Below are 23,721 nucleotides of genomic sequence, written 5' to 3' on the forward strand. Positions count from 1 at the left end.
TTGAGACATGTATCAGGCATTTTTTGGCCTAAATGAAATTCCATTTTCAATTGCGCCGAATCCACAGTTTTTATTTTTAAGTGATAGACACAGAGAAGCGCTAACCCACTTAACCTACGGGTTAGGGGAAACCGGCGGGTTTGTATTATTAACGGGCGAAGTGGGTACCGGTAAAACTACTGTATCTCGTTGTTTATTAAAGCAGTTGCCTGAGACGACTGATACTGCCTTTATTCTAAATCCATCGTTAACTGAACTTGAATTGCTAGCGACCTTGTGTGATGAGCTGGGGATCCAATATGGTGATAAGCCAACGCTAAAGCAGTTAACCGATCTTATTAGTCAATTTTTATTAAACAATCATCAGCAGGGACGTCATACCTTATTAATTATTGATGAAGCACAGCACCTGCGGGCTGAAGTGTTAGAGCAGTTGCGATTACTGACCAATTTAGAAACCGACACCAAGAAACTACTGCAAATTATTCTGATTGGCCAGCCTGAATTACAACAATTATTGCAGCGCCAAGAGTTACGACAGTTAGCGCAGCGGATCACGGCTCGTTATCACCTTATGCCATTAACCCAAGAGGAAGTGGGTTTATATGTGCAGCACAGATTACAAGTTGCTGGGCGGCATCAACCTCTGTTTAGCAGCAGTGCGATAAAAGCCTTACATAAATACAGTGGCGGCATACCGCGTTTAGTGAACTTACTTTGTGAACGGGCATTAATGGCGGCTTACGGTAGAGGGGAAGCTCTATCTCTCCTTACATGATTGATTTAGCCGCCAATGAGGTGCTGGGAACACAATCGCAAACCGACCGTACTCGCTATTGGCCTTGGCTTGCTGGCATATTCTTTTGTGTGGCATTTACCATGAGCTATTTTGTTGTTAATCAACATTATACTGATGCCAGAGTGACGACCTCGATGAACTCTGAAGCCTCAGAAGTGAACAATGATAGCACTGCTGATGATGCATTCTTTACCCAAGCGATCGCAGCAAACCATCAACCTGACACCGCTTTAACAGCATTATTAGGATTATGGCATGCCGTGCCTTACCAAGCTAAAACCGCCTGCCAGTCTGCGATGCTACAAGGTTTGCAATGTTATCAACAGCAAGGTAATTGGCTGACATTAGCTAAATTAAATTACCCTGCCGTGGTTTATATGTTGGATGATAATGAACAGCCTTTTTATGCCACTTTAGTGGCTGTTAAAGGTGAACAGTTGTTATTGCAATTAGGAACACAACAATTTTGGGTGCAACGAACATGGTTTAGTCACCATTTTAGTGGCACCTTTGAGTTATTTTATAAAGCAGATAGCACCCCATCAGGCTTGATTGGCCACAATTCTAGTTTGGCTAAAGTACAGTGGCTGGCAGATGCATTAGCCCAAGTTTATCAGTTACCCCATCGACCATTAGCTGGGTTCGACGTAGCGTTAACGCAATTAGTGAAGCGCTTTCAGCGACAGCATGGCTTAATTGATGATGGCATCGCAGGGGCGCAAACCTTGATTCAGCTAAATTTATATTTGAGTCAACAAGGGCCAAGACTTTCTGATAAGCAGGAGCATCACTAATGTCTATTTTATTAGATGCTGTCAGTAAATCGCAGCAGCAACACAATCAAGATCCATTAAGTGCACCAAGACCCTTATATAAAACTGCGGTTAAGCGTAACTACCGACCTTTTTATATGACGATTGCGGCATTGATTGCTGGAACGTTAGCAGGGGCTGGCACCGCTTATGGGGTAGCTGTTTATCAACAAAGTAAAACACTTGTGCCTACAGTAAATGAAAACAGTAACGTGAAAGGGCTCGCTCAAGATAGTGTGCAGCTTGCGCAGACGGTTGCGTTACCCGCCATGATGGCCGCGCCAGTGATCACCGCTGTGCCAGAGCCTAAGCCTGTGATGCAAGCTACTTCACAAAATAGTGCAGAGCCTGTGATTTTAGGCGCGAATGCTAACGAGCAAGGCAAAGCATTATTAGCGTCATTACAGAATGAGGTTCAGCAAGCGGCTAAAGATGTCGGCTTATCGACTAAAACTGAAGTGACTAAAGTTGAAACTCAAGCAAAGCAAACTGAGAGCCGTCATGGCGCTGACAATAATTTATTGGCCGCATTTGAGCAGGCGTTAAAAGAGGTCGAAGCGGAAAAATCAGTGGCGAAACCTGTGACGAAACCGACGCTTGATCCTATTCCGGCAACGCCTAAAGATACCATTCCAAGTTATGGACAACTCCCTGCCGGAGTACAGCTACAGGTGCCAGAGTTTAATATTAATGCCCATGTTTACGCTTCTGATCCCAGTCAACGTTGGTTGAATGTTGATGGTCAAGAGTTACAACAAGGGGATAAGATTAACGGTAAGCTTGATATTATTGAAATTAGACCGCGAGATATCGTATTAGCGATTGATGGCTATCAATTTAAAGTGCCAGCGGTGTTGTAGTCAAGATAGCAAAAAGGGACCATTCGGTCCCTTTTAAAATCCGAATAAATCGAATTTACTTCATGCTTGCTAGCACGCGATCTGCAGCGGCTAATGTTGCTGCAATTTCATCTTCGCCATGTGCCATAGATAGGAAGCCAGCTTCATAAGCACTCGGTGCTAAGTAGATGCCTTCGTTTAGCATGCCGTGGTAGAACGCACGGAATTGATCCATGTTGCACTTAGTTACTTGGTCAAATGAGGTCACTTGTGGCTCATCAGTGAAGAAGAAACCAAACATACCGCCAACATAGTTGATTGCCATCGGGATGCCATGCTTATCAGCCGCAGCTTTAAAGCCTTCAGCTACACGCTTTGTTTTAGCGCTTAAGTCTTCATAAATACCTGGTTGGCATAGTTGATCCATTTGCGCTAAACCTGCGCTCATTGCAATTGGGTTACCAGATAGAGTACCCGCTTGGTATACTGGACCCGTTGGTGCAATATATTGCATTACGTCTTTACGGCCGCCAAACGCGCCAACAGGCATACCGCCACCAATGACTTTACCTAGAGTAGTTAAGTCTGGAGTAATACCGTAGTGGCCTTGTGCGCCGCTCTTAGATACACGGAAACCAGTCATCACTTCGTCAATGATCATCAATGCGCCGTATTGGTCACAAATCTCACGTAAGCCTTCTAAGAAACCTGGGATTGGTGGAATACAGTTCATGTTGCCAGCAACTGGCTCTAAAATAATGCAAGAGATTGCATCTGGGTATTGTTCAAATAGGGCTTTAACAGACTCTAAATCGTTATATACCGCAGTCAGAGTATGCTTAGCAAAGTCTTCTGGGATACCTGGAGAGCTTGGTTGGCCTAGTGTTAATGCACCAGAACCTGCTTTAACAAGTAAGCAGTCGGCGTGGCCATGGTAGCAACCTTCAAACTTTAAAATCTTATCACGGTTAGTGAAACCACGAGCAAGACGGATAGCACTCATAGTCGCTTCAGTACCAGAGCTTACCATACGCACTTGTTCAATTGATGGCACCATCTCAATCACTTTTTCAGCCATCTTAATTTCAAGTTCTGTTGGCGCACCAAAAGAAAGACCATTCTCAACGGCTTGATGAACTGCTTCACGGATAGCAGGGTGGTTATGACCTAAGATCATCGGGCCCCATGAGCCAACAAAATCGATATATTTGTTGCCATCAGCATCAAAAATATAAGCACCATCGGCTTTTTCGATAAATGGAGGCGTACCACCAACACCATTAAAGGCGCGAACTGGTGAGTTTACACCACCAGGAATGCAGTGCTTAGCTTGTTCAAATAAGGCTTCAGAACGGGTCATGGTTAATCCTTAATTATGGTGGGAGATAATGGCTTCCCACTTTATAAATATCCAACAAGCAGTGACGAGCTGCTTATCTAAAAAAATTGGGTATCAAGGTTAGACGAGCAAGATGCTTTGGTTAACATTGATTTGAGCGATAGATAGTACAATGATATGCGTGCTATCGATAATCTTTTCTTGGTCGCTATTGTGAAGTTGTTCAAATTGTTTTCAAGGTCACAGTTCACAGTTAGTTATATTTGACGTTTAAATATAAATTTGGGCTAATATTGAGCTGTATTTACAACTTTTAAGCATGGCTTATTCCTGTGCTTGACGTATTTGCTGATACAGATCGCGCCAGCCAATCACCCCAATAATATTATCAGTTGAATCTTGATAAACATAGACTTCACCGGTGCGAGTTGGTGCGAGTAAGCGATAGACTTCACAGAGGGTCATATTATCACTGACCCCCTCTATTTTATGGTGTGATAATGAGGAGGCGTTATCATTATTGTGCATTGCCAGTTGTACCATTTCGATTTCATGCTGTTTATTGCGAAATAATACCGGACGGCCCTCTGCGCGCTTCATCACTTCAAGTAGCAACTGCGGCTGTTGATTCACCACCACAAAATTACGATTCATCACGGCACGAACACCTATCTTTTGTAGTCCTAATTCCACTACTGGCACTTTGTATTCCAATCCCATAATGGTTAATTGCTGTAAAAATATGGGCTTAGTTTTAAAGGTTTGATAAGCCAGCAAGTAAGCAGGAATACTGACAAACATTGCAGGCAAGATAATCGAGGCATCATTGGTTAACTCAAGTAGCGCAACCAAAGCGGCAAGTGGTGCACTTAGACAAACTCCCATCATTGCGGTCATGCCTATTACGGTATATAAACCGATAAAAGGTGCGGTAGAGGGGAAAATACTGGCGATTGCCATCGACAGAATCGCGCCAATGATCGCACCCAATCCATAAAGTGGGCCAATTAAGCCGCCGGGAACCCCTAAACCGATGGCGGCAATGGTGGCTATGGCTTTAGCGACCAGTAATCCGAGTAATAGTATTAAGCCCGGATTTTGACTTAATACATGGTCAATCGCTAAATCACTAGAACCCAGCGCTTGTGGGTAAATTAAGCCAATTAATGTAGTTACGATACCTGCGAGAAGTAAACGTTGGTACAAGGGTTTATGCTGATGGCGCGCGGTAACAAACAGTAAACCGTAATTAAAGGCCGCTGCAACGCAGCCTAAAATAAGGCCACCAACAGCGAGTAATGGGTAATGATCTAATGGGATATGGATAACTTGAATCGCTTCAAACTCATGCACATCACCAAAAAATAGACGGCTTGATAAGGTGCCACAAATAGCGGCAATCATAATCGGGAAAAAATAATGGATTTTGTACTCACGAAGGATCACTTCAAATACAAAAATAACGGCGGCTAATGGAGCATTGTATATTGCCGCTATTCCCGCTGCTATACCACTGGCACACATAATGCGGACGCTGTTATTAGGCAGTTGAAAGCGCTCTGCTAGAATACTGGCACAAGCTGCACCTAAGTGAACTGCTGGACCTTCTTTACCTACTGAAAAATTGCCTGCTAATGCGAAGAAGGCTTGAAAGAATTGCGCAGGAATTGAAGCCAGTGGGATCTTGCCATAATAAATTTTTACTTTATGTAGTACATAAGCGATGCCCATACGTTTGTAACGTTTTGATCCCAGTTTTGCAAAAATCCAAATAAAAAAGGCACCAAAAAGCGGCAGTAGCACTCGCCAGTCATAACTTATCACCGTAAAATCGAGATTTGTGGTTTGAGTGGCGTTATTGGCCCATTCGATAAGCAACCGAAACAATACAATCACCGCTGAAGCCAACACCGAAAAGACCACTGCCAATAAGCATAATTGGACGGTGATCTTAGATTGCGAAAGTTGATCTTTGAGTCTGGTGCGCAAATAGGTTTTTATATTCGCTATTTTTGTTGTTATTGTTTGCTGCACTTAAGCCCAACCTAATCCATGGCGGATACGTTAATTTAAATGTAAATGCTAAGTAATGAGTTATAAGGAATTGTTGCTATAATGGCAAATTATCAGCGTTATACTGCGCGACTGCAAGTACATCTCCAATATTTAAAACCTTACAGCTGGCTTTTTGCCGTGGCACTGATCATTGGTGGCCTAAGCAGTATTATGCTGTACAAGGGATGGCAACAATTACAAACTAAGCCAGCAGTTACCGTGGTTGAGGTTAACCCTTTTGAAGCTGAAAACGACCAATTAAGAAAATTACTGGCTAAAAGAGAAGTCGCATTAAGCGTATCGCGCCAAGCCAATGAACAGATGCAAAAATTATTTGCCGAAGAGATTGGTAAACAACAACAGTTAGCTCATGAACTCGGTTTTTATCGCAGCATTATGGCACCTGAAAATATTGTTAACGGTGTGGCAATACACGGAGTAGAATTAACTCAAGGATTATTACCGAATCAATATCAGCTAAAGTTGATTTTAACTCAGCTGAGTAAACAAAAATCGGCCATAAAAGGTCATGCTGAAATTGTATTGGTTGGTATTGAAAATAGCGCAGCTAAGCGTTATAAACTTGATGAATTAATTGAGATTAAGAGCAAGTTTAGTTTTAAGTATTTTGAAAACATTGAGGCGGAGTTTGTGCTGCCAACAGATTTTACATTGAGTAAAGTTGAGATAGTGATCAAGGTGCCAGCAGGCCGAGGTAAGAAAGTCGGCATGACTGAACAAGTATTTAATGTGGCAGATATTCTGCGTAATACTTGAACAAATTAGTCGGGTATTAGATAATCCACGGCATAAACTGATGTATAGAGGTAGTAATGACAGAACAAGCCCAAGATGCTTTGCCAATTCACTTTACTGATGCGGCAGCAGAAAAAGTTAAAAGCTTGCTAGAAGAAGAACAGAATGATGCGCTTAAATTGCGTGTTTACGTAACAGGCGGTGGTTGTTCTGGTTTTCAGTATGGTTTTACTTTCGATGAGAAAGTTAACGAAGGTGACTTTACTGTTGAGAAACAAGGGGTGCAACTCGTTGTTGACCCTATGAGCTTACAGTATTTAGTGGGCGGTGAAGTGGATTACACTTCGGGCTTGAAGGTTCAAGATTCTTTGTGAAAAACCCTAATGCGACAACAACTTGTGGTTGTGGTGCGAGTTTTTCTATTTAACTTTGCTAAGTGCAAATATCAACATCAAAAAAGCCGTCATTATGACGGCTTTTTTATTGGCAAATTCTTTTATATCACTGATATTATTTATTACTGCATAATATTTAAATTAATATTGGGCTGGCAATAATGGCTGACTTTATGGCTGAAACTTACCCATAACGTGGCAATTGCCAAGGCAATAATCGCAACCAGTAATAATGGCTGATGTAGCCAAGTTTGTTGCTGTAGGATCTCAAACCAAGGCTCTTGTTGTAAGCTGCTTGGATTAAGCCAAATAAGCGAAACAAAGCTGACTAACAGCAGTTGAGCGACCCCAAGTGCCTTTAGCATCATTAGACCGGCTTTTTGTTTGCCAAGTACGGCGATATTAATGAGGGCTAATAATAACCATAATAAAATACTTGAACTCATGGCTAACCCAGCTACTGCAATAACGAAGTAAATGATGGCCAATATAAGCAAGCGTTTTGGTAATTTATTAGTGTCTGAACTCATTAACTATAACCTTTTTTAATTAGTGACGAGTCTTAGGCGTTAAGCGCTGATCTAATTCAAATGGGGCAACAACAACGCCTAGGTCATCTTGGACTGGGAATACTGCAACGAATAACTCGTCATCTTCCATACCAGATACCCAACGCTCTTGCCATTCGCCTAGCTCAATCGCTAACGGCTCACAATCTTGCCAATCATCAACGGCCCATAATGCAGCAGCTTCTTCGCTTGGCCACATTGGGATGCAATCTTCATCTTCAGTGGTTAGCATCACGCAACCATCGTTATCTTGTAGTGTCCAAATAACTTTATTGGCTTTGATCTCTTCAACCATATGGTCGTAACGTGCTTCTGGAGTCATTGCGGTGATTTTGGCTAACATTTTTGCTGAATCGCTCATGGGGTTTTATCTCTAGATACAAAATAAATAGACTTAAGTGCTTACCTAAGTTTTGCTGGTGGGCAGTTTACCATCAATTAATAATCTGAGATAGCAGTTCGCTATCTCAGATTATTTGTGTGTCTAATTACCTGCTGGCGGTTGTGACTGCTGCATTTGAGCATCAACTTTGTCAGCTTCGACTTGAGCCTGTTGGGCTTTTTGTTTAGCAAGTGTTCTCGCCAATAATTGACTATAAATAGGTTTTCCGCCAAGAGCTTGAGCTGCCATTGTTGCACCCAAGGTGGTGATTAATAATGGCAAAATAAGATCATAGTTATGGGTGAGTTCCATCACTAATAAAATACCCGTCACCGGTGCTCTTACTGTCGCTGCAAATAAAGCGCCCATACCTGCAATAGCAAACATGCCAGGATCAAGGTGCATTTGTGGGAACAGATCAGCACAAATAGTGCCAAAACAGGTTCCAAAGAGTGTGCCTAGCGCGAGCATTGGTGCAAATACGCCACCGGGTGCTCCGGAGCTAAAGCAGGCTAAAGTGGTCGCTAATCGTGCAAAGAAGAGTAAGAATAAAACCGATAAACTAAAGCTACCATGGGTGGCTAAAGGGATTAAGTTAACGCCTTCACCTGTGAGTTTGGGTAATAACATCAACATTAAGCCAAAAAACGCACCAAGTAAGGCTCCTAGTTGGAGAAAACGTTTTTGTTCGTTGCGATGAAATAGGGCAAATGCGTCCATGGTAATGACAACCATACGATTAAAAGCCACGCCTATAATGCCAAAAATCATGCCCAATAATAGAAATAGTATTAATGAAGATAATGGTGCTGCATCATAAATCGGGACGGTAATCATGGCATCTTGGCCACGTAATACTCGGCAAGTGATGGTTGCCATAATTGCAGCAATCATCACGGCTTTTATCGATACCAAGTTATATCTAAATTGTGGTCGCATCTCTTCAACCACAAACATAATACCTGCCAGCGGCGCATTAAATGCTGCGGCTAAACCTGCTGCGGCACCTGAAGCGACTAATGTGTGTTGGCCTTCTTTATCTTTAACGCGGAAAATATCATAGATCATTTTACCGACGCTACCGCCCATTTGTACCGATGGACCTTCACGACCCAGTACCATTCCCGCACCAATCGTACCAATACCACCAAAAAATTTAACGGGAATAACGCGCCACCAGCGTACTGGGCGAACGTCATCTAGTGCGCCTTCGATTTCAGGAATACCAGAGCCAGAAGCTTCCGGTGCGAATCGATGCACCAGATAAAAACCGAAACAGGCGAGCAATGAGCTTGAAATAACGACACCAATGACGGTGATAAAGCCCACTCCACCTTGCGATGCGACAAAATCTTTACGTCCATCCAGTACCCAAGAGATGGCAATATCAAAATAGGTACATAACAATCCAGCTAAAATACCAATGAGGGCAGACAAAAAGATGATGATGACGGGGTTCTTATGAAATGATAAGAATCGACGCACAATCCGGGTCGGTTGTGTACGAAATGAGACCTTAGTTTGTTTCGGTTCAGTGATTTGGGCTTCACTATTCATGGATTTTGGCTACTAATATTTGGGCTATTAATTAATGCTCGCAACACTGATTTTTGATATCACTGTTGTGGCAAACATAAACTATATTCAAACTATTACGTTGGCGAATCGAGGTGAACAAAGAGAAAACAATGCCAATATCGATACGCTAAGAATTGAACTTGCTGCTAGCCTCTGCATATAAAAGTATGTAGATGACTCGAACATGTCTAATTGTATCATTAAATTTAAAAGGTGTTGCGATATGTATCAGGTTAAATGGAATTTAATTAGTCAGTAATGAGCAAACAAGTAGTATAAAATCTGGACTGCAGCTAAGTAATGCTTTAGTACTATTTCATGCTAATGCTCTATTTTACTGTTGAGGTTGTCGTTAAAATTAGTTAATTACCCTTAAATTAGCAAAGGAATGCTGATGAAGTTACAACGAGGTTTTACTTTAATAGAGTTAGTTGTAGTGATCATTATTTTAGGTGTTTTGGCCGTTGTGGCGGCGCCAAAATTTCTAAATATAAAAGGTGATGCGCAGGCTGCAGTATTAAAAGGTTATGCTGGCGCGGTAAAATCTATGGCGAATTTAGCTCATTTGAAGTGGCAAATTGATGGACAAACTGAAGCCAATATTGTGACCGAAGATGGCGCAGTACTGGGCATGAGAAACGGTTTCCCAATGGTGACAGGCTATAATTCAGGGATCAGTGTATCAAGTGCTGTTGGTATAACTAAAGACAGTAGTTTAGCTTATAAATGGGAAGGCGATACAGCGACATGCCGAGGCATTCTTTGGTACCCCAAAGACAGTGATTCAAGTAAATGTTATTTACGTATTACCGAGGCATGTAACTTGAGTGATACCTTAAAAGTCGAAGTAGGTGATGAGTGTTAGGTTTATCGGCTAACTTGGTTTAATTAATCGCGCCATTAACAGCAAGGGAGAGCATAATGCTCTCCCTTTTATTTTGGACGTTATTTAGCTTTAAACGCTTTGTAGATTAGACCAGCAAGAATGGCACCAGCAAATGGGCCAACCCAGAATAACCATAGTTGTGATGTTGCCCAGTCGCCAACAAATAATGCTGGAGCGGTACTACGAGCAGGGTTAACTGAAGTATTAGTCACAGGAATACTGATTAAGTGAATTAGGGTTAGACCTAAACCAATTGCGATGGGTGCAAATCCCTTTGGTGCACGTTCATCTGTTGCGCCCAAAATAATCAGTACAAAGAACATAGTCATTACCACTTCACATACTGCTGCGGAGGTTAAGTCATATCCTCCTGGAGAGTGGGCGCCATAACCATTAGCGGCAAAGCCATTTGCAAGTGAAAAGTCAGCGTTACCAGAAGCAATAACGAATAAAATACCTGCGCCAATAATGCCACCAATAACTTGTGCAATCATATAAGGCAGTAATTCAGATGTTGGCATACGGCCAGAAACCCATACACCTAACGATACTGCTGGGTTTAAGTGACAGCCAGAGATATGACCAATAGCATATGCCATTGTAAGTACAGTTAAACCAAATGCTAACGCTACGCCAGCAAAGCCAATTCCTAAATGTGGATAGGCAGCCGCTAATACAGCACTTCCACAACCGCCTAATACTAGCCAACAAGTACCCAGTCCTTCAGCGAGCATTTTTTGCATAAGATTCATTTCAATTATCCTTTGAAGTGCGTCAAGATATTGGCGCTTTATGTGATAAGTGTCGCTTTTTATCTAAAAACTATAGCCTTTGACAAGTAAAATATAGGTTTTAACGCTAAAAACTGGTTGATATGACTGTTTAATATACGTTACGCCTGATTATTGAACGAGCTTAAACAGGCGTTGAGCAATATCGCTATTGGTCATATGACCGCTGAATTTATCGGCTTCAACACCATAAGCAAATACTTGTACATCAATTGCAGTGTGACCTTTTGTGGTCCAGCCCGTGAGAGTTGCTTGGTCAATTTTTGTTTTGATAAAGTGAGTGAGCAACTCTGGATCTGGCTCAGCACTTAGCTTAGTTAAGCTTGCCTGTGCAATATCGGTTAATTTGATGCCAGTATTGTTGTGCCAAATTTGGTATGCATGGTCAGGTTGCTTTTGCATCATCTCTGCTAACGCTGCTGGCATCAATTTGACCTGTTTTAATATCGGCCCCTGCCATAGATATTTATTTTGGCTACCGAGTGTTAATCCTCCGGTTGAATGATCAGCCGTCATCACCATTAATGTATTTGGATGCTTATCAATATACTGTTTTACTTGGGTGACAGTAGCGGCTAAATCGTCCATTTCCGCCATCGCACAGCTAATATCATTACTGTGGCCACACCAATCAATTTGACTGGCTTCAATGAGCAGTACAAAAGGTGTTTTTTCTTGAGTGAGCAACTGCAATGCTTTATGGGTCATTTGGTTTAATCGAGTTGGATGTTCACTGCCTAGCGCAGGTGGTAGACCTTTTGCCGCAAATAAGCCTAATGCGGGTAAACGGGTAAATTTGTGTAGATCATTTATGTCGCTTTGATACTGGTAATCTAAGTTATTGAACTCTTGTACTAGGTTGCGATTTGGGCGAATAAAATATTGTTGCCCACCACCAAACATAAGGTCGGCAATTTGACGTCCTTTAACTGTGTTGTGGATATAACTATCAGCGATGTCATCATAATTACGGCGGCTTTCATTGTGGCTTAAAAAGCTGGCTGGTGTAGCATGATTAATTTGCGAGGTTACCACCACTCCTGTATTAAAATGAGCTGCTTTCGCGTGCTCAAATAGGGTGGTTAAGTGCTGCTTTTCATGATCCATAGCGATAGCACCATTATAACTTTTTGTACCTGTGGCAAGAGCAGTTGCTGCCGCGGCGCTATCGGTCACATAGGTATCATCATCGGGGTAGGTGCTCGCCATACCAGTGAGTAATTGATCAAAAATAGTGCTTTCGACAGTTTTAGTGGCGGGGTTATCTGCAAAATAACGATAAGCCGTTGTATAAGCTGGTCCCATGCCATCACCAATAATATAAATAATATTAGGGTGCTTTGTTTCAGCTGCAATTGCCATTGAGTTGATGCTTGATGTTAAGCATATTAATGCTGTGATTATCCATTTCATTGATAGATCCCATATAAATTTAAGCACCTCATTGGAGGTGCTTAAGTGCTGATATAAATTGAGGTAGTTAAAATTTTTGTGAATAACCAAAAAATAAGTTACGCCCCTCTATTGAATAACTGCTGTTGCTATCCTCAAAAAATGGCCAGTCATTATGTTTATCATTTAATTCATTAAATAGAGGGGGCATTTCGTTGGTAATATTTTTTATACCAGCAGTAAATTTACCTTGCCACGGTGCTCTGTAAGTCATTGTTAAGTTAAATGTTTGATAAGCAGCTAAGGTATCTTGTGCAAGCCATGCGATATTCTCACCATCTGCGTTAACGGATTCGAAAGTATCTTCACCCGTAGCGGTACCCGTATAGTAATAAGCTAGAGTTGCACTGATGTCTTGGTAACGCCAATTTAGACTCGCATTACCTTTCCAGTGGGGAACGTAATCTGTTTTTGTTTGTTGTTCGACAGGACTTGATTGATTCTCTTGGTATTCTTTTTCTATGAGATATGATGCCGCTAGTTTTAGCTTAAATTGACCAAAGTTAGTTTCTGGTAATTTATAGTTAAAGCTAGCATCAATTCCTTCTGATGCTTCATAAGCACTGTTAATTGGGCCTTTTTTTATACATGCGATATTAGTGATACCATCGTCATCGAGTTCGTTGATATAACCGACACCTTTTATATCACGGCAATCATTGTATTGATTAGTTACATTGTATTGCTCACTTTGTAGCATTTCAGAGGTTGAAATAGTTCTAACAGCGTTATCAAGACGAATGCTCCACCAATCGATAGTGAGATCGATATCATCAGTCATATTGGCAACGACACCTAAATTCCAAAATTTTCCTTCTTCCTCATTTAAGTCTAAATTACCTGAGTTATAAGAGACGTAATCATCTTCATAAATTTCATCGGGTATAGTTGGGTGGGGTATATCAATGCCACCAAAACCTCTTGTTTCTCCAGCATATAAACGATGCATATCAGGTGATCTAAAACTTTGTCCCCAATTCGCTCGTACCATAACATTATCTATTGGGCGGTAGCTGAGTCCTAATTGAGGGGTTGTAGCCCCTGAGACTTCTGAGTCGTCAAGGTAATGGTCATAGCGCAAGGCAACAGATAGATCTAATTGCTGAACCCCGGTAATATTGCTCAGTAGTGGAATTTGAAGTTCACCTGCAATTGCGAGACGATCTCTATCTCCTTGTCCTCCAGTTCCCCCCATACCAATAAATCCGCCATCAGTGGTAATCGCATCTAGCGTATCTTCATAACTCTCTCTTGCCCATTCGGCTGTTGTTGCAAAAGCGACTTCACCCGCTGGTAGACTCATTAAATCACCAGTGAATACAGCTTGGAATTGATGCATACTTGAATCTGAATCTTTTTTTGAGGTCCCCATCAGCAGGTTTACCTGCTCAGAAGTGAGCTTATGGTGTGGATACCATTTATTGGGATCACTATTATTGGGATCCATTGTTAGTACGGATAATAAAGCTTGGCCATTAACCATGTGTTGATTTTGTTTTTTGTAAATATTAAAGCCACTAGACCAAGATAAATCCAGTTCATAATCTCCAACAATACCATTGGCACCTAATGAAAATGCGGCTTTAGTATTTTGTGTTTCATAAGTTCGAGTACCTGGAAACTCTTCCATACGTCTCGCTAAGTAGTAGCGGTTGTCATCGGCAAAAGCATATTTGTCGTAACTAAAAGCGCCTGTGTCTTCGTCTTCATAAATGCTGATACCAAAGCCTTTCTCATCTTTATATTTTGTAGCTTCTTTATATGAGGCATTGATCATGCCATAAAGCTGCCAATCATCATTAATGTCGTAGGTGCTATTGATCACCAAATTGACTCTGTCGTAGGCAGACTTTAAGCCTCTATCTGCATATTTGTCATAATAACAATCATATTTTCGAGAGGGGGTATAAATACCTTTATTACCGAAGATATTTTCGCATTGTGCTTCATCTAATAAGTTATATTTACTGTCATGATAAACTTTGCTGTAGTCCGTAATTCTTGATGACCAGCTTGATGGTGATGCGTCATTAAATGGCCCTGCACCCCATAAGGTATCACCCTCTTCGTTTTGGTAATAACTCGGACTATATAGGTCGTCACGTTGTTCGGTTTTTATTGCTTCTACTTTACGGTATTCTGCAATGATAATAGTTTGACTATTTTGAGTATTAAGACCTTGGATATATGATAAATCGTATTGCTCACCACCCCCTTGGGTTGGGTCATAATATTTTGCAGCTAGTTTACTGCCTTCATATACCTCTTTTAGGATGATATTTACAACACCGCCAACGGCATCTGAACCATAAATTGCGGAGGCTCCACCAGTAAGTATTTCTACTCTTTGTACTGCTGCGGTTGGAATATCTGAAATATCGACAAAATTACTGGTGCCGCCTGATGCCGTTGGAAATGATGCCTGACGACGACCATTGATCAAGACTAAAGTCCTATTGGCTCCCATGCCTCTTAAGTTAATTGAGCTAGCACTGTCGGTATAGCCATCAGATTCACCGTTTAAAGATGAGCCGTTATTAGCAATCGAGTTTTGCAATACTTCTGTTAGGGAGTCTAGGCCACTGTTAGCAATGTCATCAGCGCTAATAATTGTAATCGGTGATACACCTTCTATCTCAGTTCGTTTAATACGCGAGCCTGTTACTGTGACTTTTTCCATTTCAGCTGTCGCGCCAGTTTCAGCCGCTTGAGCAATATTGAGTGGGGCTGTTAGTGAGGCGGTGCTGATGGCTAGCGTCAATGCTGATAACTTCATTCTCATGATAGCGTCCCTAATTTTAGTTCTAGTTTGTTGCGATAAACGCATTTAAGTTGGTTACATTTGTTGTAATTAAATTGTTAATTGACAGCAATAAAATCAGGGTCGTTTCTTTGTTGTTTATATATCTATTAAATGTCTATTTATCTAAAAATTATTTGATAACAATCTGTTAACTTGTTACTTTGGCAGTTAATAATTAAATAGTAAGTGCATGGATGTGCGTTTAATTTGGAATGGTTACCAGCAATAATCAGGAGATTATGATGGTTCATATGGTGGGAATCGCTCAAAACGTAAGTTTTCAATTAGGTTCATATCGGGTGATACCGAATGAAAACTGTATTACTTATTCGCAAGCCGATGAGTGCCAAAAAGCGATTCTACAACCTAAATTTATTGATGTACTCGCCTATCTTGCCTCCCGTTATCCAGAGGTTGTGACTCGAGAAGAGTTGATTGAACATATATGGCAGGGTAATACTTATGTAGGCAGTAAAGCATTGACCAATGCCATCTGGCATTTGCGTAAGCAATTCAATTTGTTTGATAGTCAGATAGAGGTCATTGAAACAGTAAGGAAAACGGGCTATCAACTGTTAATTGAACCTATATTTGATGAAGTGATTGATGAGCTTGAGCCATTACTTGAACAAACACAGCAACAGTTAGATCAAACTCATAGTCGAGTGAAATATGGCATCGCGCTATTTAGTCTTCTGGTGGTTATCCTATTGATGGGTACGGTCTGGCACCTCCATCAAGATAAACAAAGATCAAAGCAAACTTATATTGAACAACTGACTCGACTACCGGGAGCAGAACGTTACCCGATAGTGTCTCCTGATGGCCGTTGGTTGGTGTATGGCAGTCGCAAAGATGGTAAAAGTACCAGTTTGTATTTGCAAAGTATGAAAGATTCCAGCTTGTTGAGTAAGCGTTTAACAGCCAATACGAGTAGTGAGATGCGTGCTGTTTGGAGTCCTGATAATGCCTATTTATATTATGCAAGTGAGCAAAACCGCAGTGGTGAATGCCAATTGACTCAATTGGCTTTAGCAAGTAGTAAAACCAAAGTGATTGGCGAATGTTATCGTGATCATTCGGCGATTGATATTAGCCCTGATGGTGAGCATCTTTACTATATTTGGCGAGCCAAAGGTGCTGTTCGAAGTGGTATTTACCAGCTGAGTTTAACGGCTAAAGAAGCTAAGCCTAAGCGTTTATCATGCCAAACGGATTGTGATTTTGTCGACCGTGATTTAGCCATTAGCCAAGATGGTAAAGTATTGGCAATCGCCCGTCGATTTGGTCATATCTCAGAAGATATTTTCGTTCGTGATTTAGTGACTAATAAGGAGCGTAGATTAACTCAAGGATTAGAGGATATTAGGGGACTCACTTGGCATACTGATAATCAACGGTTGATATATAGTACAGAGACCTCAGGGATCCGTAAGGGCTTTGTACTTGATACTGTAAGTGGTGAGATTATTTCACTTGATATTGATGGTTTGAGTTATCCCCGTTATAACCTAACTGGTACTGAGTTGGTTTATGCTCGCTACAGTAAGCTTTATCAGATTGCTCAGCTTGCAGTGGCTGAGCAGATCCCGAGTATGCCATTTCCATTAATTGTTTCTGAATTTAGTCACCGCAATCCCGATTATTCTGATATAGCGAAACGAATTGCTTATGTTTCCAATGAGTCAGGACATAATGAAATATGGACAGCTGATGATCTTGGTCATAGTCGGCGTCAACATACGCAGCTAAAACGTAGAGTCGCTTATCCTCGTTGGTCTCCTGATGGCACTATGATCGCTTTTTTAGCACCAGATGAGAATAATGAAGGAAATAAGATCCATATTCTGGATATTAGTACGGGTGATATTAGTATTTTAGCCTCTAATTATGTGTCACATCGACGACTCATTTGGTCGTTTGATAATAAGCGAGTGTTAACATCGACTGATGCTGGGTTATTTTCGTTTGGACTTGATAATTCTCAAGCACAGTTTTTAGGAGATATTAGGGTGCGGCATGGAGAGTTTATTAATGATAAAGAACTGCTGTTGAGTCGGAGTGGCCGTAAGGGCTTGTGGAAAATGTCATTAGACACTCCCGATCAATTGAGTTTAGTGATCAGCAGTAAAAAATTCACTGATTATTATAATTGGGTGGTCACAGCGAAAGGTGTTTATTTTCGGCAAATGGCCAGTCAGTATCAGATCATTAGTTTTTGGGATGCACAGACCGAAGCTGTAAGGCCAATTTTAAAAATACCTAGCTCAATAATCAGTAATATTGGTGCGCTCGATTATATGGCAAAGCGTCAGCAATTATTGCTGACGCTCGCGGATTATTCACAGCGGGATATTATGCGATTACAGCATAAACTTTTATATTAGCGATTAATTAGCAGGGTAGAGTGCGCCTAGAATTGCTGGACGACTGGCACCAGTAACCGCTGGCAGATTAGCCGTTTGCTTAGTGCTAAAGCGCATCGCGAGCCAAGCAAAGGCCATGGCTTCGACCCACTGGGGAGAAACGCCAAGTTTGGCAGTATTAGCGAGTTTATGTTGTGGTAATAGCTCCGCTAAACGCCGCATTAATTCGGTATTAAAAGCGCCACCACCACACACATAGACTTCAGCTTCGTTACTCAGTTTTTTAATATCATTAGCGATACTATGGCAGGTAAAATCTAAAAGCGTTGACTGAATATCAGCATCACTGCGCTGTGTGTATTCTGATAACTGTTGTTCAAACCAAACTCGATTAAACAGCTCTCGACCAGTACTTTTAGGAAAAGCTTCACTAAAGTAGGGGTGCAGTAACATCTGTCTGAGTAATTGGTCATCAGTATGACCACTGGCAGCTAATGCACCATCTTTATCATAACTTTGCTGCATGGTTTGGCGCATCCAAGCATCCATTAGAGTATTGCCTGGACCGGTATCAAAACCAATCACATCCACCGTTTTATCTTTCGGTAAATAAGTAATATTAGCAATGCCACCAATATTAAGAATGATACGATCGATTTGTGGATGACTAAAAATAGCTTGATGAAATGCAGGTACAAGTGGTGCGCCTTGTCCGCCCAGTGCAATATCTTTGCGTCTAAAGTCTGCGATGACATCAATATTGGTGTTGACTGCAATCGTATTAGCATCACCAATTTGTAAGGTGAAGCCATGGTTCAAATTAGGCATATGCCGAACAGTTTGACCATGGCTGCCGATAGCGATGACTTGCTGGTGGGTGATATTGGCTTTAGCGAGTAGCTCATTAACGGCTTGTGCAAAGCATTCACCCATTTGCCTATCGAGTTGTCCAAGTGTATTAATTTCATCTTGGCTCGGGGCACAAAGACGGTGTAATCCAGACAAAACCTGCTTTGGTAATGGGATTGAGTGCTGAGTGATTAATTGAGGCTGCGCATTGGCAAAATCAACTAATACTGCATCAATACCATCCATGCTGGTACCAGACATTAAGCCTATATAATATTGAGTCATTACTTAGCCGCCATCTGAGTTAACTGTTGACGGTTCAGTTCAGCCATCATCTCTTTACTGATCACGGCAAATTTTTCACGCTGGCTACGGCCAATAGGATTAGCTTTAGGTAAGGTAATGGTTCGTGGATTACGGTGTACACCATTTACAATAAACTCATAGTGTAAATGAGCACCGGTAACTCGGCCTGTTTTACCTAAGGTACCAATCACTTGCCCTTGTTTAACACTCTGGCCTGTTTTAACCATGCGTTTGGTTAAATGCAGATATTTAGTGGTGTAGGTGTCGTTATGCTTAATAAAAACGTAATTACCATTGTATTGGTTATAAGCAGACTTAATGACTCGGCCGCTACCAGCAGCTTTAATCGGCGTACCAATTGGCGCTACATAATCAACACCTCTATGTGCTTTTACTTGACCGGTCACAGGGTGCAGGCGACGTGGGTTAAAGTTAGAGCTAACACGGGTAAAGTCTACTGGTGAGCGTAAGAATGCCTTACGCATGCTACGACCTTCTTTCGAATAGTATTTACCGTCGGTGTATCGAATTGCAGTATATTGCTCACCTTGGTTGGTAAATTCTGCGGCTAAAATGTCGCCGTTACCAATAAATTTACCATCTGAGTATTCTTGTTGATAAATCAATGAGAATTTATCACCTTTACGAATATCCAAGGCAAAGTCCACATCCCAACCAAATATTGTAGCAAGTTGCATAATTTGATTTGGGGTTAAGCCAGCCGTGACCGCAGCATTCCAGAAATTACTGGTAATAGTGGCACTCGCGTATTTATCTTTTAGCTCAATGGTTTTCTTGTGGATAGTTTGCTTGTAGTCATCATCAGTAATTTTACTGATTTCTAAGGTTTCGATGTTATTGATGGCAAATTCCAGTTTTACAAACTGATTTTTGTCATTTTTTATAATACTAATTTGGTCACCCGGCATAATTTTTAGCAGGTAACGTTTGGCCATATTAAGTTGGCTGATGTAGTGAACTTGGCGGGCGCTAAGTCCAGCCCTGTCAAATAATGCGGCTAGGCTGTCACCTTTTTTTACGACAAACTCTTCAGTATGTAATTTTTCAACCTGTGCTGGCGGTGGTGCTTCTTGAACCGTAGGTTGAGGAACGACTGCTCCGCTTTCAGCCGTAGGCGGTGTTAACGCATTGGCGTCAATCACTGGCTCAGGGCTAGCCGTAGCACTCCCGTTAGGATGATTAGGTGTTCGAAAGGCAAGCGGAACTTCAAATGCTTGTGGCTCAGCCGCATGTTCCCTTGTTTGTTTTGATGCTGCTACCTTATCAGATGGGATCAATAAAATGATTAGGGTAACTAATATAATCCCGAATAAAAGTATCTGATGTTTTTTTGGCAGCAATTTTAATATTGTAATTAGCTTTGCCATTGACCTCGGTACCAATTTATAAAATCTTTACAGATCTGCATAGTGTACACACTTTCATTTGTGCTGGCTAACAAGTAACATAGCACATACTTATTATTGTGAAAAAGCTCTTAGGAGTAGCTGCCGAAATGGCTGATTTAGACCAAGTATTAGCAGAAATTAGACGTGGAACCGATGAAATTCTACTTGAATCGGATTTAGTGGAAAAATTAAAAGAGAATCGTCCTCTAAAAATTAAGCTAGGTGCTGATCCTACAGCACCAGATATCCACTTAGGCCACACGGTAATTTTGAATAAATTGCGTTTATTCCAAGAGCTGGGCCATGAAGTGATTTTCTTAATTGGTGACTTTACCGGTATGGTAGGTGATCCAAGTGGTAAAAATAGTACTCGTCCACCATTAACGCGTGAACAAGTATTAGCCAATGCTGAAACTTATAAGCAACAGGTTTATAAGATCTTAGACCCAGCAAAAACGCGTATCGAATTTAACTCAAGTTGGTTAGAAGACTTAGGCGCAGCCGGTATGATCCGTCTAGCTTCACAGCAAACTGTAGCGCGTATGATGGAACGTGACGACTTTAAAAAGCGTTATGGCTCAGGTCAATCAATCGCGATTCATGAGTTTATGTATCCACTATTACAAGGTTACGACTCTGTTGCTTTAGAAGCAGACGTTGAACTGGGTGGTACCGATCAGAAGTTTAACTTATTGATGGGTCGTGAATTACAAAAATCTGCGGGTCAAAAGCCGCAAACTGTCATTATGATGCCATTATTGGTTGGTCTTGATGGCGTCAAGAAGATGTCAAAGTCTGCTCATAACTATATTGGTGTGAGTGAGCCTACTGATGAGATGTTTGGCAAAATTATGTCGATTTCAGATGACTTGATGTGGAGCTACTTTGAGCTGCTATCATTCCGTCCATTGACTGAAATTGCTGAATTCAAGCAACAAGTTGCTGACGGTTCAAACCCACGTGACGTGAAAATTGCATTAGCGAAAGAGATCATTGCTCGTTTCCATGATGAAGCTGCCGCTGAAACTGCTCATCAGAACTTCATCAATCGTTTCCAAAAAGGCGCGATTCCTGATGATATCGAAGAAGTCACCATTGCTGCTGGTGAAGGTATCGCCATTGCCAACGTGTTAAAAGAAGCAGGCCTAGTAGGTTCAACTTCTGATGCAATGCGTATGATTAAGCAAGGCGCAGTTAAGCAAGATGGTGAAAAAGTTGAAGACAGCCGCCTAGTATTAAATACTGGCCTAACTGCTGTATTCCAAGTAGGTAAGCGTAAGTTTGCTAAAGTGATTCTTAACTAATTACTTATTACTTGGCCCCGTTTGCGGGGATTCAATGACACAACGGCCAGTACCAAAGTTCTGGCCGTTTTTACATCTCCATGTTAACCAAGCCGATTGTAAATGCCATGATTGTTTCATTGTTTGGCGCATGGATAAAATGATCATCATTTGTGGGTGATTAGGTTTGGGATGGCTCAGGCTATAAGTGATAGTACTGCCTTGGTATTGCTTGGTACTAATTACTGCAAAATCGCTGCCTGCATATTGTTGACTAATCGACTCGGGAGAGGTGCTCCAACTTGCTTGTGCTTGTTGTGCTTGAATGAGTTGCTGATTAAAGGCATGAATAGGTCTATCTGCATACGAGACGACTATCGGTGGCGTATCGGCCATACAATTGACTGCGAAAACTAGCCCAAGCAAGGCTATTGCAGGTAACCACTTCATACCTCGACCTTTCCTCAATGATATTGACTTACTTTGTTTAAGACCAATAAATTGAAGATGAGTTGCAGTGGTTAGTGATTATTGTGCAGAAAGTTGATCTTTCATGGTTTGATAGTCAATAAAATCAAGGTGTTCTTTTATTCGCTCAGTGGTCATATTGAGTTTTAAGGTCGTCACACCTGGTACCGCAATCTCAATAATTTTACCGGGTTTACCGAATTGTTCTCCGGGACCTCGCAAATGATAATGACCAATCATGACCACTAATGAGCCTGAGTTATACATGTGTTCAACCGTGAATTTAAATTCTAATACGCCGCGATGGGCTCGCTCTAAGAACTCAATAATATGGCGACTACCTGTATATTCTCGGCCTGCGGTACGATCGATAAATACCGAGTCTCGATTATAAAATTGACGTAATTGATCATAGTTATGACCTGTTAAGGCCTGCATATACTGCATAGCTAATTGTTGAGCTCTAGGCATCTCGCCATTACTGGCATGGGCAATGCTGCTCCATAATAAACTAATAAAAACGACTATCCGAAACACGATTATCTCTTACTACTTAACCCAAATACCGGCAAACTCAGTTGCCATCTAATAGCGGCTAATCTTAGCCCTAATGAACCGCACATGGCGATGAACAGCACTAAAGTATCATTGAGTGGGCTGATATAGCCAATACTAAAACAGATCCCACCTAAAATAGATGCGGTTGCATAAATTTCAGTCCGTAAAATCAACGGGACTTGGCGGCACAATAGATCGCGAATAATGCCGCCGCCTACTCCCGTAACCAGTCCCATAATGACTGCAACCATGCCTGAGAATCCCATTACTAATGCTTTCTCTGTACCAATGACGGTAAATAGTGCAAGGCCACAAGCATCCGCAATCAATAGCGTTGATTTTGGTAAGTGAGCGGGGCGACTGAGTAACGGGAAGCTTAATAAGACAGTGATTAAGATAACAATTAAATAATTGATATCAAGCATCCAAAATACCGGGGTAGCTCCCATTAATGCGTCACGAATGCTGCCACCGCCTACGGCTGTTACAGCTGCAAGGACTAAAATACCAAAAGGGTCCATACGATAACGTCTTGCGCCAATGGCACCTGTCAGTGCAAAAACACCAGTGCCAATCAAATCGAAAATATAGACCCAACTCGGCATTAACTTAGCTCTTTGAGGTGGATGTTAAGCGCATCAACTGAGATACGGATTTCAATGACAGATAAAATTAATGAATATAAAAGTAGTAGTAAACTGGCACCAAAAATCATCGAACCAGTTTTGTTAAAGCCAATATAGAGCAGAAACATGGTTAATACGCATAAAGCAAAGCTGAGTACACCAGCTTCTTGCATGCGTCTAATAATGCTAATTCGTTGTTTTAGATTTTTTATTTGCTCTTTATTTACGGGTTGGTGAGCGCTACTTAAGTTACGGATTAAGGCTGCCAATGAGAAAAAACGATTGGTATAAGCCAGCAGTAATAAGGAAATAGCTGGAAATAAGAGGGCTGGTGTTGTTAGTGAAATATGCAGATGATCAAACACGGTTAAACCTATTTTGTTATTAGTTTTAGCAAATT

General features: G+C 41.4%; 19 protein-coding genes and 2 pseudogenes. 7 read left to right on the forward strand and 14 right to left on the reverse strand.

What is annotated here, in order from left to right; genetic code table 11:
* Positions 1-7: 7 nt before the first annotated feature.
* Together JCM15074_RS20430 and JCM15074_RS01535 are read left to right on the forward strand one after the other, a co-directional pair.
* Positions 8-1,593 (forward strand): annotated as a pseudogene (locus JCM15074_RS20430) (ExeA family protein).
* A complete protein-coding gene (locus JCM15074_RS01535; RefSeq protein WP_025819537.1) occupies positions 1,593-2,471 on the forward strand; it encodes a general secretion pathway protein GspB in 879 nt (292 codons plus the stop codon). The pseudogene JCM15074_RS20430 and the gene JCM15074_RS01535 overlap by 1 nt, the downstream one beginning before the upstream one ends.
* 55 nt (positions 2,472-2,526) lie before the next feature.
* Here the strand turns inward: JCM15074_RS01535 and hemL are convergent, their stop codons facing one another.
* Complete coding sequence (gene hemL / locus JCM15074_RS01540) at positions 2,527-3,810, reverse strand: glutamate-1-semialdehyde 2,1-aminomutase (protein WP_025819539.1); 1,284 nt, start codon at positions 3,808-3,810, stop codon at positions 2,527-2,529.
* 303 nt (positions 3,811-4,113) lie between these two features.
* Complete coding sequence (locus JCM15074_RS01545) at positions 4,114-5,823, reverse strand: chloride channel protein (RefSeq protein ID WP_025819541.1); 1,710 nt, start codon at positions 5,821-5,823, stop codon at positions 4,114-4,116.
* Between the two features lie 81 nt (positions 5,824-5,904).
* Between JCM15074_RS01545 and JCM15074_RS01550 the strand changes: the two genes are divergently transcribed.
* The gene (locus JCM15074_RS01550) at positions 5,905-6,621 is read left to right on the forward strand and encodes a DUF6776 family protein (RefSeq protein WP_025819542.1); all 717 of its coding nucleotides are present in this window, start codon (positions 5,905-5,907) and stop codon (positions 6,619-6,621) included.
* Positions 6,622-6,677: 56 nt separating this feature from the next.
* A pseudogene (gene erpA / locus JCM15074_RS20435) lies at positions 6,678-7,027 on the forward strand (iron-sulfur cluster insertion protein ErpA).
* A 90-nt stretch (positions 7,028-7,117) separates the two neighbouring features.
* On the opposite strand, the gene JCM15074_RS01560 reads toward erpA, so the two are convergent.
* The 3 genes from JCM15074_RS01560 to clcA all read right to left on the reverse strand — a co-directional run bounded on the left by JCM15074_RS01560 (position 7,118) and on the right by clcA (position 9,503).
* Entirely contained in the window at positions 7,118-7,525 is a 408-nt protein-coding gene (locus tag JCM15074_RS01560) for a hypothetical protein (RefSeq protein WP_025819543.1), read from the reverse strand.
* Positions 7,526-7,544: 19 nt separating this feature from the next.
* A complete protein-coding gene (locus JCM15074_RS01565) occupies positions 7,545-7,925 on the reverse strand; it encodes a DUF2750 domain-containing protein (RefSeq protein WP_025819544.1) in 381 nt (126 codons plus the stop codon).
* Positions 7,926-8,048: 123 nt separating this feature from the next.
* Positions 8,049-9,503 carry a H(+)/Cl(-) exchange transporter ClcA gene (gene clcA, locus JCM15074_RS01570; protein ID WP_148300709.1) on the reverse strand — a complete coding sequence of 485 codons (1,455 nt, stop codon included), beginning with the start codon at positions 9,501-9,503 and terminating at the stop codon, positions 8,049-8,051.
* A 415-nt stretch (positions 9,504-9,918) separates the two neighbouring features.
* On the opposite strand from clcA, the gene JCM15074_RS25370 reads away from it, so the two are divergent.
* Positions 9,919-10,389: a type II secretion system protein gene (locus tag JCM15074_RS25370; RefSeq protein WP_025819547.1), complete on the forward strand. Its 471-nt coding sequence runs from the start codon at positions 9,919-9,921 to the stop codon at positions 10,387-10,389.
* An 80-nt stretch (positions 10,390-10,469) separates the two neighbouring features.
* Here JCM15074_RS25370 and aqpZ read toward each other — a convergent pair whose 3' ends face one another.
* From aqpZ to JCM15074_RS01595, 3 genes are all read right to left on the reverse strand, one after another.
* Entirely contained in the window at positions 10,470-11,162 is a 693-nt protein-coding gene (gene aqpZ, locus JCM15074_RS01585; RefSeq protein ID WP_025819548.1) for an aquaporin Z, read from the reverse strand.
* Positions 11,163-11,312: 150 nt separating this feature from the next.
* Positions 11,313-12,614, reverse strand: coding sequence for an alkaline phosphatase (locus JCM15074_RS01590; protein ID WP_037468813.1), 1,302 nt, complete (start codon positions 12,612-12,614; stop codon positions 11,313-11,315).
* Positions 12,615-12,681: 67 nt separating this feature from the next.
* Complete coding sequence (locus tag JCM15074_RS01595; RefSeq protein ID WP_234400135.1) at positions 12,682-15,435, reverse strand: TonB-dependent receptor plug domain-containing protein; 2,754 nt, start codon at positions 15,433-15,435, stop codon at positions 12,682-12,684.
* A gap of 260 nt (positions 15,436-15,695) precedes the next feature.
* Between JCM15074_RS01595 and JCM15074_RS01600 the strand changes: the two genes are divergently transcribed.
* Positions 15,696-17,843 carry a winged helix-turn-helix domain-containing protein gene (locus JCM15074_RS01600; RefSeq protein WP_234400136.1) on the forward strand — a complete coding sequence of 716 codons (2,148 nt, stop codon included), beginning with the start codon at positions 15,696-15,698 and terminating at the stop codon, positions 17,841-17,843.
* A gap of 3 nt (positions 17,844-17,846) precedes the next feature.
* Here JCM15074_RS01600 and JCM15074_RS01605 read toward each other — a convergent pair whose 3' ends face one another.
* Together JCM15074_RS01605 and JCM15074_RS01610 are read right to left on the reverse strand one after the other, a co-directional pair.
* Positions 17,847-18,956 (reverse strand): anhydro-N-acetylmuramic acid kinase, encoded by a 1,110-nt coding sequence (locus JCM15074_RS01605; protein ID WP_025819552.1) that lies wholly within the window; start codon positions 18,954-18,956, stop codon positions 17,847-17,849.
* The gene (locus JCM15074_RS01610) at positions 18,956-20,365 is read right to left on the reverse strand and encodes a peptidoglycan DD-metalloendopeptidase family protein (RefSeq protein WP_025819553.1); all 1,410 of its coding nucleotides are present in this window, start codon (positions 20,363-20,365) and stop codon (positions 18,956-18,958) included. The genes JCM15074_RS01605 and JCM15074_RS01610 overlap by 1 nt, the downstream gene beginning before the upstream one ends.
* Before the next feature lie 128 nt (positions 20,366-20,493).
* On the opposite strand from JCM15074_RS01610, the gene tyrS reads away from it, so the two are divergent.
* The gene (tyrS, locus tag JCM15074_RS01615; RefSeq protein ID WP_025819554.1) at positions 20,494-21,690 is read left to right on the forward strand and encodes a tyrosine--tRNA ligase; all 1,197 of its coding nucleotides are present in this window, start codon (positions 20,494-20,496) and stop codon (positions 21,688-21,690) included.
* Here tyrS and JCM15074_RS01620 read toward each other — a convergent pair whose 3' ends face one another.
* The 4 genes from JCM15074_RS01620 to JCM15074_RS01635 form a co-directional block, all read right to left on the reverse strand.
* Positions 21,691-22,119 carry a hypothetical protein gene (locus tag JCM15074_RS01620; RefSeq protein ID WP_025819555.1) on the reverse strand — a complete coding sequence of 143 codons (429 nt, stop codon included), beginning with the start codon at positions 22,117-22,119 and terminating at the stop codon, positions 21,691-21,693.
* A 78-nt stretch (positions 22,120-22,197) separates the two neighbouring features.
* A complete protein-coding gene (locus tag JCM15074_RS01625; protein ID WP_084266930.1) occupies positions 22,198-22,608 on the reverse strand; it encodes a nuclear transport factor 2 family protein in 411 nt (136 codons plus the stop codon).
* A 68-nt stretch (positions 22,609-22,676) separates the two neighbouring features.
* Positions 22,677-23,300 (reverse strand): trimeric intracellular cation channel family protein, encoded by a 624-nt coding sequence (locus tag JCM15074_RS01630; protein WP_025819557.1) that lies wholly within the window; start codon positions 23,298-23,300, stop codon positions 22,677-22,679.
* Positions 23,300-23,674 carry a DUF2721 domain-containing protein gene (locus JCM15074_RS01635; protein ID WP_025819558.1) on the reverse strand — a complete coding sequence of 125 codons (375 nt, stop codon included), beginning with the start codon at positions 23,672-23,674 and terminating at the stop codon, positions 23,300-23,302. The genes JCM15074_RS01630 and JCM15074_RS01635 overlap by 1 nt, the downstream gene beginning before the upstream one ends.
* Positions 23,675-23,721 lie beyond the last annotated feature (47 nt).

The sequence above is a fragment of the Shewanella marina JCM 15074 genome (assembly GCF_000614975.1).
In the GTDB taxonomy this organism is placed as follows: domain Bacteria; phylum Pseudomonadota; class Gammaproteobacteria; order Enterobacterales; family Shewanellaceae; genus Shewanella; species Shewanella marina.

What these genes read in the sequence shown, in the direction of transcription:
- JCM15074_RS01535 (WP_025819537.1), top strand. Translation starts at nt 1,593, where the DNA reads ATGTCTATTTTATTAGATGCTGTCAGTAAATCGCAGCAGCAACACAAT.
- hemL (WP_025819539.1), bottom strand. Translation starts at nt 3,810, where the DNA reads ATGACCCGTTCTGAAGCCTTATTTGAACAAGCTAAGCACTGCATTCCT.
- JCM15074_RS01550 (WP_025819542.1), top strand. Translation starts at nt 5,905, where the DNA reads ATGGCAAATTATCAGCGTTATACTGCGCGACTGCAAGTACATCTCCAA.
- JCM15074_RS01560 (WP_025819543.1), bottom strand. Translation starts at nt 7,525, where the DNA reads ATGAGTTCAGACACTAATAAATTACCAAAACGCTTGCTTATATTGGCC.
- JCM15074_RS01565 (WP_025819544.1), bottom strand. Translation starts at nt 7,925, where the DNA reads ATGAGCGATTCAGCAAAAATGTTAGCCAAAATCACCGCAATGACTCCA.
- clcA (WP_148300709.1), bottom strand. Translation starts at nt 9,503, where the DNA reads ATGAATAGTGAAGCCCAAATCACTGAACCGAAACAAACTAAGGTCTCA.
- JCM15074_RS25370 (WP_025819547.1), top strand. Translation starts at nt 9,919, where the DNA reads ATGAAGTTACAACGAGGTTTTACTTTAATAGAGTTAGTTGTAGTGATC.
- aqpZ (WP_025819548.1), bottom strand. Translation starts at nt 11,162, where the DNA reads ATGAATCTTATGCAAAAAATGCTCGCTGAAGGACTGGGTACTTGTTGG.
- JCM15074_RS01590 (WP_037468813.1), bottom strand. Translation starts at nt 12,614, where the DNA reads ATGAAATGGATAATCACAGCATTAATATGCTTAACATCAAGCATCAAC.
- JCM15074_RS01595 (WP_234400135.1), bottom strand. Translation starts at nt 15,435, where the DNA reads ATGAGAATGAAGTTATCAGCATTGACGCTAGCCATCAGCACCGCCTCA.
- JCM15074_RS01600 (WP_234400136.1), top strand. Translation starts at nt 15,696, where the DNA reads ATGATGGTTCATATGGTGGGAATCGCTCAAAACGTAAGTTTTCAATTA.
- JCM15074_RS01605 (WP_025819552.1), bottom strand. Translation starts at nt 18,956, where the DNA reads ATGACTCAATATTATATAGGCTTAATGTCTGGTACCAGCATGGATGGT.
- JCM15074_RS01610 (WP_025819553.1), bottom strand. Translation starts at nt 20,365, where the DNA reads ATGGCAAAGCTAATTACAATATTAAAATTGCTGCCAAAAAAACATCAG.
- tyrS (WP_025819554.1), top strand. Translation starts at nt 20,494, where the DNA reads ATGGCTGATTTAGACCAAGTATTAGCAGAAATTAGACGTGGAACCGAT.
- JCM15074_RS01620 (WP_025819555.1), bottom strand. Translation starts at nt 22,119, where the DNA reads ATGAAGTGGTTACCTGCAATAGCCTTGCTTGGGCTAGTTTTCGCAGTC.
- JCM15074_RS01625 (WP_084266930.1), bottom strand. Translation starts at nt 22,608, where the DNA reads ATGCCTAGAGCTCAACAATTAGCTATGCAGTATATGCAGGCCTTAACA.
- JCM15074_RS01630 (WP_025819557.1), bottom strand. Translation starts at nt 23,300, where the DNA reads ATGCCGAGTTGGGTCTATATTTTCGATTTGATTGGCACTGGTGTTTTT.